Genomic DNA, 12,785 nt, shown 5'->3' with positions numbered 1-12,785 from the left:
AGTTTTTAACCCAAGCGCGTAAATGATTACACATATTCAAGGTAAATTGGTGGAAAAGAATCCAACAGATGTCGTTATAGATTGCAATGGAGTTGGTTACCTTATAAATATATCATTACATACGTTTTCTCAAATTCCAGACCGAGAGGCACTTAAATTGTATACACATTTAATTGTGAGAGAAGATTCTCATACATTATTTGGTTTTTCTTCGGTTGTAGAGCGAGAAATTTTCAGACTTTTACTTTCGGTAAGTGGTATTGGAGCTAATACAGCACGTACCATGTTATCATCCTTGTCTCCTCAACAGGTTAAAGAAGGCATAGCGCATGGTGATGTTGCTTTAATCCAATCGATTAAAGGAATTGGAGCTAAGACTGCTGCTCGAGTGATCTTGGATTTGAAAGATAAAGTTCTAAAAGTTTACGATATTGAAGAAGTTTCTGTTAATAAAAACAATACCAATAAAGATGAAGCGTTATCTGCTTTAGAAGTTTTAGGATTTGCAAAAAAGCAGTCCGAAAGAATAGTGGACAAAATTGTATCGCAACAACCTGACGCAAGTGTTGAGACTATTATAAAAGAAGCTTTAAAAAAATTATAAAATTTGATCACAACAAATCTAACTATATCAAAATCTTACCATCGTTTTTTACTAATCCTTACATTAGTGTTTTTTGTTGGTTTTAGCTATGCTCAAAACACGCCAACTACAACTCAGGATACTACCAAAACGGGGTTTTCTTTAGGAAAACTTAATATTCCAAATCCGCAGAGTATTGTTTCTAAATATACTTATGACCCTTTAACAGATAGATACATTTATACTGAAAAGGTTGGAAGTTTTAATATCAATTATCCAATTATATTAACACCTGCAGAATATCAAAAATTAGTCTTGGCAGAACAACAACGTCTGTATTATAAGCAAAAAATTGATGCGGCAGCAGGACAAAAGGATGGTACCGAAGATGAACAAAAAAATCTATTACCTGAATTTTATATTAACTCTGGTTTTTTTGAAACACTTTTTGGCGGAAATACAATAGAAGTGATTCCTCAAGGTTCTGTAGAAATGGATTTGGGTGTTTTATTTACAAAACAAGATAACCCAACATTCTCTCCTAGAAATCGAAGTAATTTTACATTTGATTTTGATCAACGTATTAGCTTGAGTTTATTGGGTAAAGTCGGAACACGACTTCAGGTTACAGCCAATTATGATACCGAATCTACATTTGATTTTCAAAACCTAGTAAAATTAGAATACACACCTACCGAAGATGATATTGTTAGAAAAATTGAGGTTGGTAATGTAAGCATGCCATTAAACAGTTCTTTAATAACTGGAGCGCAAAGTTTATTTGGTGTAAAAACCGAATTGCAATTTGGAAAAACTAGAGTGACAGCCATTTTTTCTGAACAACAATCACAATCACAATCTGTTGTTGCCCAAGGTGGTGGTACTGTGGAAGAATTTGAATTCTTTGGAAGAGATTATGATGAAAATAGGCACTACTTCTTGGCTCAATACTTTAGAGATGAATACGACGATGCGATGCTTCGTTACCCTTTTATAAATAATAATATTCAAATTACTCGAATTGAAGTATGGGTTACTAATCGAAGTAATCAAACTGATAATGTACGAAATGTTGTGGCGCTCCAAGATTTAGGTGAGTTTGAAACTATCGGTTTAAACGGAGGTATACCTCCTGGAGGTTTTTTAAGCCCTAGTGGCTCACAACTCCCTGATAATGATAATAATGCTTTTGATCCAGCAAATATTGGTAATGGAGGGTCTTTCTTGTCACCAGCTGTTAGAGATATTACGACTGCAGAACAAGGTATTTTAACTCCAGCTAATGAAGGTTTCGATTTCGGAAAACTCGAAAATGCAAGAAAATTAGAGCAAGGAAGAGATTATCAACTCAATCAACAATTAGGGTATATTTCTTTAAATCAACGTCTTTTAAATGATGAGATATTAGCCGTTGCATTTCAATATACAGTTGGAGGAGAAGTCTATCAAGTTGGTGAATTTGCTAATGATGGTGTTAATTCTACTGCCACAAATACAGATGATGATGGAGACGGGATTCCAAATGTTGCCGACGTTGATATCAATGGCGATGGTATAGCTGATAATGGTACCGATACTGATGGCGATGGTATTAATGATATTTCAGATTCTGATGTGAATGGCGATGGTATCATCGATAATGGACCTGATGTTAATGCCGATGGTATTAATGATGGTTATGTTGTTTTTGAGGGGTCTACACAAAGCTTAGTAGTAAAAATGCTGAAGAGCCCAATTACAGATGTCAATCAACCAATATGGGATTTGATGATGAAAAACATCTATGACACAGGTGCGTTTCAGCTTGATCAAGAAGATTTCAGATTAAATATCTTTTATACAGAAGCATCTCCACTAAATTATATTGCACCAGTAGAAGGGACAACATTTCCACCATTTGAAAATAATACACCTTTTGATAATTCAGATGATTCTGAAATTATCGATACACCGTTAATTCGATTATTTCATTTAGATCGTTTAAATTTTAATAATGATCCACAAGCAGGAGGTGATGGTTTTTTCGATTTTGTGCCTGGATTAACTGTTCTTACACAAAATGGAAAAATCATCTTTACTAAAGTTGAACCTTTTGGTCGTTATCTTTATGATATTTTGGATGATGATGGGAACCCTAATAACAATGAAGCCGATTATGATGCTGGAATATTCACTAACTTAAATCAAGAAAAGTACGTTTACGATATTCTATATAAGCAAACCAAAACAGCAGCATTAGATGAAGCTGAAAAAAATAAATTCCAGATTAAAGGGCGTTATAAATCATCTGGAGGAGATGGTATTCCATTGGGAGCGTTTAATGTTCCGCGAGGATCAGTAATTGTTACCGCAGGTGGACGGACGCTTCTTGAAGGTCAAGACTATACGGTAAACTATCAAATTGGTCGTGTATATATTATTGATGAAGCCTTAAAATCATCAAACATTCCTATCAATGTTTCTGTAGAAAATAATGCGGTTTTTGGCCAACAAACAAGACGTTTCACAGGTGTAAATGTTGAGCATCAGTTTAATGAAAACTTTGTTTTAGGAGCTACATTATTAAATTTAAATGAACGTCCAATAACTCAAAAAGCAAATTACAATACTGAGCCTATTAACAATACTATTTTTGGTTTTAACGGAAATTATTCCACTGAAGTACCTTTCTTTACTAGGCTAGTTAATAAATTACCAAATATTGATACAGACGCACCTTCAAACCTTTCTGTTAGGGGTGAGTTCGCTTATCTGGCTCCTGGAGCTCCAAAAGGAACGGATTTTAACAATGAAGCAACGGCCTATGTTGATGATTTTGAAGGGACACAAGGTGCTATAGATTTATTATCTCCTCAATCATGGTTTTTATCAAGTAGACCTAGAACGGTAAATGGTGTTACTGAAAATGATCCAGTAAATACACCTGGTATTCAAAATGGATATGATCGTGCCTTTCTGAACTGGTATACGATTGACCCTATTTTTTATAGCAATCAAAGACCTCAAGAAATTAGTGATGATGATGTCTCCGATCTATATACAAGACGTGTATTTATTGATGAAGTGTTTCCCGAAATAGACATTGCTCAAGGTCAAAGTACTGTGATAAATACATTAGATTTAGCCTATTATCCAACTGAAAGAGGACCATATAATTTTGATCCTGCTGCAGCTAATGATAATTTAGATCCTTCAACCAGTTGGGCAGGAATTACTAGGCAGATTACGTCTACAGATTTTGAACAAGCTAACGTAGAATATATTGAGTTTTGGTTACAAGACCCATTCTTAAATAGTCCTCCTGCAAGTGGGCTTTCAGGTAAGTTATTTGTTAACCTTGGTAATATTTCTGAAGATGTGCTTAAAGATGGTAAAAAACTGTACGAAAATGGCTTGCCAGAAGATGGGGATATAACACCATTATTACCTGAAACAGCTTATCAAACTGTAGTGCCGAGAAATCAAGCGTTAATTTATACATTCTCTACTACAGGAGGAGATAGAGATAATCAAGATGTTGGATACGATGGATATGATGACACAGAAGAAATTGCTCAGTTTGGAGGAAACTTTGGGCCAGACCCTTCAAAAGATAATTACCTCTATTATCTAAATACAAGTGGAAATATTTTTGAACGTTATAAGCAATATAACGGTCAACAAGGTAATTCTCCTGATGTTTTTACAGATACTAATCGTGGTTCTACACCGCAACCTGATGTTGAGGATATCAATAGAGATAATACGATGAATACGATTGATAGTTACTTTGAGTATGAAGTAGAAATCAGTCAGGCAACATTAAATGAGAGCAACCCACAAATTAATGATATTAAGGAACGTCAAGTCACTTTGCCAAATGGACAAACCGAACAGGTAAGATGGTATCAATTTAGAATTCCAATTGGAGAAGGACCAAATAGAACAGCTATTGGTGGAATTTCTGATATTAGATCGGTTCGTTTTGCACGACTTTATTTAGAAGACTTTACCCAAAACACAGTATTGCGTTTTGCAACTTTAGATTTAGTTCGTAGTGATTGGAGACGTTACCGTTTGACCTTAGATGATGAGCCAAATAATGATGATGATAATACAGAGTTTAGTGTTGGTGTTGTAGGGTTGCAAGAAAATGATGGTAATTATGTATTACCTCCAGGTGTTGTTTTAGAACAGTTAAATAACAACAATAATATTATAAGACAGAATGAACAATCACTGCAAGTTGAGGTTTGTGATTTAGAGCCTGAAGATTCTAGAGGTGTCTTTAAAAATATAAATGTAGACATGCGTCAATATAATAAACTGCGTATGTTTATTCATGCTGAAGAGGGTGAATCTGGAATGCTTAGTGATGGAGATTTAGTTGGTTTTATTCGTATGGGTAATGACTTTACTCAGAATTACTACCAAATTGAAGTGCCTTTACAAGTGTCATCTGGTATGTCCTCTCCAGAAAGTATTTGGCCAGAAGTTAATGAAATAAATATAGAACTAGATGTTCTTGAGCAAATGAAATCTCGTGGTATTGCCGATGGAACTCTAGCCAATGTTGATCCAACATTCTACGATCTTATTGATGGTGAATTATCTCCAACAGGAGAATTTGATCCTTATACTACTGGGCAACAGCGTTTGGCAATTATTGGTAACCCTAACTTTGGTGATATTAGAGTATTAATGGTTGGTGTTAAAAACTCAGGACAGTCTGGAATGGACGCCTGTGGTGAAATTTGGTTTAATGAATTGCGTTTGGCAGACCTTGATAACGAAGGTGGCTGGGCAGCAGTCGCTTCTATGGATGCAAATTTTGCTGATTTCGCTAATATAAGTGCAACAGGTCGAAAAAGCACTATAGGTTTTGGTTCTGTAGAACAACGTCCAAATGAACGAAGTCGAGAAGATGTTGAGCAATACGATGTTGTTACCAATTTAAATCTCGGTCAATTACTTCCTAAAAAATGGGGCATTCAATTGCCATTTAATTATGCCGTAGGAGAACAAATTATTACGCCTGAGTATGATGAGTTTTACAGGGATATTAAATTGGAAACACAATTAGAAAATTCGACCAATAGAGATTCAATTTTAAATGTCAACGAGAATTATACCAAGCGGAAAAGCATCAATTTTATTGGTGTAAGAAAGAATCGAACTACCGATAAGAAACCACGTTTTTATGATGTTGAAAACCTGACGTTTAATTATTCGTACAATAAAGAAGAGCATCGTGATTTTGAAATTGAAAACTCTCTGAGTCAAAATGTAAGAGCTGGTGTTAATTATAATTATAGTTTTGAACCTCTCAATATTGAACCGTTTAAGAAAAATGATTCTTTATTTAGAGGGAAATATTGGAAGATTCTAAAAGACTTTAATTTTAATCCTATTCCAACCAGTTTCTCGGTAAATTCAGATATTATTCGTCAGTTTAATAAGCAGAAATTTAGAGAGGTTGATTTAACAGGTGACAATATAGGGCTTGAAGAATTGTTCCGAAGAAATTATAATTTCAATACACAATATGCGCTTAATTTTAATTTGACCAAAGCCTTGAGTCTGAATTTTACCGCAGCCAATACCAATATTGTAAGAAATTATTTTGTTAATGATGTGATTAATGGACGACAAAATCCAGAACTTGATGTTTGGGACGGTTTCTTTGATCTAGGAGATCCAAATATTCAAAACCAACAGTTGCAATTAAATTATGAGATTCCGTTATATAAGATTCCTACATTAAGTTTTATGCGAGCCACCTATTCGTATACTGGAGATTTTCAGTGGCAAAAAGGATCGGATTTAAATAGTAATTTACCTATTCAAAATGAAGATGGAACCTTTACTACTTATAATTTAGGGAACTCAATTCAAAATGCGAATACTCATAATATCAACTCTACATTTAATTTGGAAACTCTCTATAAGTATATTGGGTTAACAAAAAAGAAGAAGAGAGGCTCTTCGACAAGACGAGGTGCAACTCCGGGAGGTTTGAGTAAAGACGGTCAGCCAAATGCAGCAGCAAAGCCTGGAGATGCTAAAAGCAAAACGAGCGGAGGAAATAAGATATTAAATGGTCTGGTTGATGTATTAACAGCAGTAAAACGTGTACAAATTAATTATACTGAGAACAATGGTACCTTATTACCTGGATACTTAAGAACACCTGGTTTTATTGGAACTTTGCGACCAACATTTGGATATACCTTTGGGAGTCAGCGCGATATTAGAGATTTGGTTGCTCGAAATGGTTGGTTGACAGTATTCCCAAATTTTAACCAACAATATAGTGAAACTACCAATAAGGTTTTAGACCTCTCAGCAGATGTAGAATTGATAAAAGATTTGAATATCGATTTAACAGGTGGTCGCGTCTATTCTGAAAATTTAACTCAAAACTTTAACGCTACAGATATTGATGGTGACGGATTTAGTGATACATATAACGCTTTAATTACGAATTCATTTGGAAACTTTAATATCTCTACATCATTAATTAAAACAGCATTTAGCAAGAGTGACGAAACACGCTCGGCAGCCTTTGACGACTTTAGAGCTAACCGATTAATCGTTGCAAGACGACTGGCAAGAAATTTCTATGGTAATGATAACTTCGCAACTGATGGAGAAGGCTACCCACTAGGATTTGGTAAGAATAGTCAAGCTGTGCTATTGCCTTCATTTTTAGCAGCGTATAAAGGCTCCAGCGCAGATAAGATTAGCTTGTCTGCCTTTAGAGATATTCCAATTCCTAACTGGCAATTAAAATATACTGGTTTCATGAAAATGAAATGGTTTAAAAAGAACTTTAAACGTTTTTCTATAACACATGGGTACCGTTCAAGTTATACTATTAATCAGTTCAGAACAAATCTTGATTTAGATGCTACATTATTACAACCAGGTGTTGCTTATGAAAATCAAAATCCTGAAGTATTAGATCAATCTGGTAACTTTAAAAATGGTACTATTTTCAGCAATATCAATTTAGAAGAACAGTTTAGTCCTTTATTTCGATTAGATTTCGAAATGAAAAACTCAATAAAGGTGCTTGCCGAAATGAAAAAAGACAGGATATTATCATTGAGTTTTGATAATAACCTATTAACAGAAATACAAGGCAATGAGTATATTCTTGGGTTAGGTTATCGTATCAAAGATTTGAGAATTCGTTCAAAACTTGCTGGACCGAAACAAGTCATTAAAAGTGATTTAAACATGAAAGCTGATGTCTCAGTAAGAAACAATAAAACGATTATTAGATATCTTGATATTGAGAACAATCAAATTACACAAGGGCAAACCATTTGGGGGCTTAAATATACTGCCGATTATGCATTTACTAAGAATCTAACAGCTATATTCTATTTTGATTACACATTCTCAGAATATGAAATATCGACAGCATTTCCGCAAACTACCATAAGAACAGGATTTACTTTGCGATACAATTTTGGAAATTAACCTAGTAATTAAAGTCTAAAAAAATTACATTTGTAACATACAATAATTTTTAATTTACAAGATGAATATACCATCAGATTTAAAATACACCAAAGATCACGAATGGATCAAAATTGAAGGTGATACAGCCACAGTTGGCATTACAGATTTTGCGCAAAGCGAACTTGGAGACATTGTTTATGTTGAAGTTGAAACTATTGATGAAACATTAGATGTTGATGAAGTTTTCGGAACAGTAGAGGCCGTGAAAACTGTATCAGATTTATTTTTACCATTATCTGGTGAAATCACAGAATTTAACGAAAGCCTAGAAGATGAGCCTGAAAAGGTAAATACTGATCCTTATGGAGATGGATGGATGATAAAAGTCAAATTTTCTGATGCTTCTGAAATAGATAATCTATTATCTGCAGATGATTACAAAGCTCTTATTGGTGCTTAAAAAATGGGCTTTGCCAATTGTTATTCTTTATGTGATAATCTTAACTTTGGCAAGTTTAATTCAATTAAAAGACATGCCTAGTTTCGGCTTTTCTTTTGATGATAAAATTTATCATACGCTCGCTTATCTTATTCTAACACTATTAGTGTATAATTACGTTAGTACTAAGAATTTTAAACGAAGTATGATCTTATCAGCAGGGATAGCTATTGGGTATGGCATAATTATTGAAGTTCTTCAATTTGTATTAACAACACATAGGTCATTTGATGTGTTTGATGCAGTGGCCAATACGCTTGGAGCATTATTAGCCGTGATGGTATTGAAATATTTAATAAAAACGAAAGTTAAAATGAATTAATAGCTTGCTTTTTTAACAAATAATTGGTTAATTTAGCATTCTTAAAACCTCTTAAGCACATGGAACCTAAAAAAAACATAAAAGCAGACGTGAGCAGAAATAGTTCACTCTATTTTGCAGTTGGAATGGTATTGATGTTAGCTTTAACGTATATGACAATTAATTATAAGTCATACGAAAAAGATAATATCGATATAGGACAATTAGATTTAGATGATTTGGAAGATGAAGAAATTCCAATCACTAATCAAGAAATAATTCCACCACCTCCACCACCTCCACCACCTGTAGTGCCAGAAGAGATTGAAATCGTTGAAGATGAAAAAGAAATCGAAGAAACAGTAATCGAGTCTACTGAAACAGATCAAGAAGAAGAGATTGTTGAAGTTGAAGAAATTGAAGTTGAAGAGGTTGAAGAAGATATTGATGTTCCTTTTAACGTCATCGAAAATGTGCCTATTTTCCCTGGTTGTGAGAAAGAAAAAGGCAATGAAGCAAAGAAACAATGTATGTCTGACAAGATCAGCAAGTTTGTAAATAAGAAGTTTAATACAGATTTGGCTGGTGATTTAGGATTATCAGGAAGACAACGTATCAATGTGATCTTTAAAATTGATAAGACAGGAAACATTGTAGGCATTAGAGCAAGAGCTCCACACCCAGGACTTGAAAAAGAGGCGAAGCGTGTGATTGGATTATTACCAAAAATGAAACCAGGTAAACAACGAGGAAAACCAGTAAACGTACCGTACTCTTTACCAATCTTATTCCAAGTACAAGACTAGTAAACACTAGTATATCATAAAATTTCAAAATCCCATCTAAGTAATTAGATGGGATTTTTACTTTGGTATGCTTATTGTGATTTTATCATAATATTAACATTATAAATTAAGTATTATGAAAGATTTTAAAAAATCGCACAATATTGCTGGTCAGAGCAATGGCGTGCAAAAATCACACAAGCACGATGCAAATTTACAAAAAAACTCATCGTTGTATTTTCAAATTGGACTTATTCTATGTTTGCTTGCAACATATGGCATGTTCGAAATGAAATTTGAAACGATCAAATCAAAGTACGATTTCGTAATGGTCGAACCAGATGAAACAATTCAATTCATCCCTAGCTTCGTCGTAGAGCCTGATGCTCCAAAAAAAGTAGAGGTCAAAAAACAAAAACCAGTTGTCATTAATAAAGACCCTAAAATTGTTGATGATGATACAAAGCTTGATGATGATACACCAGATTTTGTCACTGAGCCAGTTTCGGTATCAGAGCCAATTAAAGCAAGTGATTTTGTTGAGCCTGTTGAACCTATTGAGCACATTCCAGTAGTATTTACAACAGATAAAGTGGAAATAGTACCTATTTATCCGGGATGTGAAAAGAAAAAAACGAATGCAGACCGCATTAAATGTATGAACCAGAAAATAGGTAAACTCGTACAAAAAAAATTTGATATCGATTTAGCACAAGAGTTGGGCTTATATGGTAGACAGCGTATCAATGTACAGTTTAAAATAAATGAAAAAGGTGAAATAACTGAGATTAAAGCTAGAGCTGCACATCCTACACTTAGCAAAGAGGCAGAACGCGTTACTCATAAAATTCCTCAAATGAAACCAGGAATGCAAAGACAAAAACCTGTTTCGGTACTTTATAATTTGCCTATCGTATTTCAGGTGAATCAATAAATGAATTATATTTTACAAGAAAGAAGGTCGTTTAAATTTTAATTCTTTAAGCGGCTTTTTTTGTATTTCTATTTTGAAAAAAATAGTATCTTTCGGCAACTAATGCGTGTCGTACTATATGAAGAATTGCTTCTTGATTATTTTTATGATTTCTTTTGGAATGTTGTGGTCTCAAGAACCTTCAACCTATGAGAAATCGCCAGTTTTTCCTGAATGTGAATCACAACCTATAGAAGCATTAAAAGCCTGTTTCAACACCAAAATTAATACACATATTTTTAACACTTTCAAGGTGCCTCAAATTGTTTCTGACGACAGTTATAATGGCGAAGTTAATGTGCTTTTTGAAGTTGATAAAGAAGGCGTGATTTCAGTAATATACATTGATGCCGTTTATGATGAACTTAAAACTGAAACACAACGTGTATTTGAGGCTTTGCCTAAAGTGACACCTGGTACATATAATGGAAAACCTGCATTCTTTCAATATTCTTTAGGGATTAAAATCCCTTTAATAGACCCTTCCGAAATTCTTGTTAAACAAGAGGAGTCAACCATAGTCGATATCAAAGCAACTACTGATTTAAATGCTGATGTGAGTAAAGAATTCGACAATGTGAATGATAGTATCGTAAAGTATGAAAAGCTAGAATATAGCAGTCAGCTAAATATACCATTTACACATAATTACTATGCGCGATTCGATCAGCAAATGAATGGTTTGGGCACCAATAGTCATACGGCAGCTAAACCATTTATGTATGATGAAGTGGCTACATATTATGATTTTAAAGCTGAAAAGGAAGCTTTAGTCAAAGGAAGTGATAGTTGGTGGCTTAGGAAATTATGGGATGAACATTTGGTTGAAGTTCAGGGCAAAGGCTATTGGTTTACAGCCGACCCTGTTTTTGATTTACAAATCGGGAAAGATACTGAAGCCGATTTTAGTACAACCTACAACAATACGAGAGGAATTTTTATTCAAGGTGGATTAGGCAAAAAATTTAACTTTTCAGCGTCTGTGTATGAAAGCCAAGGACGATTTGCTCAGTATTTTAATGAATTTGCAGAAGCTTTAAGAGCCGAAGGTAACGAACCAATTGTTCCTGGAAGAGGTTTGTCTAAACGTTTCAAAAATCAAGGTTTTGATTATCCAGTGGCAGAGGCGTACTTATCCTACTCACCAGCTAAGTTTATCAATATTCAATTTGGACATGGTAAAAACTTTATCGGTGATGGATACAGATCTTTATTACAAAGTGATGTCACAAGTCCGTACCCATTTCTAAAACTGAATACCAAATTCTGGAAAATAAAATACACCAATACATGGATGTGGCTTCGCGATGTAAGAGCCGAAGTTACTGAAGATGGTGCTTTTCTGACGAAATATATGGCCAACCATTATTTAAGTTGGAATGTTTCAAAGCGTTTAAATATTGGATTATTTGAATCTGTATTGTGGACCAATGATAATGACCGAGGTTTTGATATTAATTATTTAAATCCAGTAATTTTTTATCGTGCTATAGAATTCTCTACAGGTCAAGACGCTGGTAATGCTATTTTAGGAGCATCTGCAAAATATAAGTGGAATAATAAGGTAAATCTTTATGGGCAATTTATTCTTGATGAATTCTCATTAAGTGATATTACTGGAGGCGAAAAGAGCTGGAAAAATAAGTTTGGATACCAATTGGGTGTCAAATATTTCGATGCGTTTAAGGTAGATAATTTACTATTACAACTAGAGTACAATCGTGTAAGACCATATACATATTCACATAATTCTATTGTACTCAATTATGCGCATAACAATCAACCTATGGCACACCTTTGGGGAGCTAATTTTAGTGAAGCGATTGTAATTGGCCGTTATAATTATAAACGTTGGTTTGCAGATGCTAAATTTCTTTTTGGAAAGCGTGGATTCGATTTCAATGAAGATGATGATTTTGCTAATTATGGGAGTAATATTTATAGAAGCGAAGTTGATAGAAATGCCGAAACTGGTATTACTGTTGGACAAGGAAATAGAACCAATGTCTTTCAAGCAGATCTAGCAGGAGGTTATATTATCAATACAGCTACAAACTTACGATTGTTTACTAATATTACCTTCAGAAATTATAACCCTCAAGCCAATACTGCTGCAGCATTAAATACGAGTACAACGTGGTTTACTTTTGGTGTAAGGACCGATTTATTTAATTGGTATAATGATTTTTAAAGAA

At 34.1% G+C, this 12,785-nt stretch carries 7 protein-coding genes; all 7 read left to right on the top strand.

Annotated features, from left to right (window positions below; translation table 11 throughout):
• Positions 1-22 precede the first annotated feature (22 nt).
• The 7 genes from ruvA (at position 23) to ACTU6T_RS04270 (ending at position 12,781) form a co-directional block, all read left to right on the top strand.
• Positions 23-604, top strand: a complete 582-nt coding sequence (gene ruvA, locus ACTU6T_RS04300) for a Holliday junction branch migration protein RuvA (RefSeq protein WP_460220028.1) — start codon at positions 23-25, stop codon at positions 602-604.
• 3 nt (positions 605-607) lie between these two features.
• Complete coding sequence (gene sov / locus ACTU6T_RS04295) at positions 608-8,050, top strand: T9SS outer membrane translocon Sov/SprA (RefSeq protein ID WP_460220027.1); 7,443 nt, start codon at positions 608-610, stop codon at positions 8,048-8,050.
• A gap of 61 nt (positions 8,051-8,111) precedes the next feature.
• Positions 8,112-8,492: a glycine cleavage system protein GcvH gene (gene gcvH / locus ACTU6T_RS04290; RefSeq protein WP_460220026.1), complete on the top strand. Its 381-nt coding sequence runs from the start codon at positions 8,112-8,114 to the stop codon at positions 8,490-8,492.
• Entirely contained in the window at positions 8,464-8,853 is a 390-nt protein-coding gene (locus ACTU6T_RS04285; RefSeq protein WP_460220025.1) for a VanZ family protein, read from the top strand. The genes gcvH and ACTU6T_RS04285 overlap by 29 nt, the downstream gene beginning before the upstream one ends.
• A gap of 59 nt (positions 8,854-8,912) precedes the next feature.
• A complete protein-coding gene (locus ACTU6T_RS04280) occupies positions 8,913-9,638 on the top strand; it encodes an energy transducer TonB (RefSeq protein WP_460220024.1) in 726 nt (241 codons plus the stop codon).
• 115 nt (positions 9,639-9,753) lie between these two features.
• On the top strand, positions 9,754-10,551 hold the full coding sequence (locus ACTU6T_RS04275) for an energy transducer TonB (protein ID WP_460220023.1): 798 nt from the start codon (positions 9,754-9,756) through the stop codon (positions 10,549-10,551).
• Between the two features lie 118 nt (positions 10,552-10,669).
• A complete protein-coding gene (locus ACTU6T_RS04270) occupies positions 10,670-12,781 on the top strand; it encodes a gliding motility protein RemB (protein WP_460220022.1) in 2,112 nt (703 codons plus the stop codon).
• Positions 12,782-12,785: the final 4 nt, after the last annotated feature.

This window comes from Psychroserpens citreus, assembly GCF_055686305.1.
Note: the sequence above shows the minus strand (reverse complement) of the source record. Positions and strands in the feature narration are given on the sequence as shown.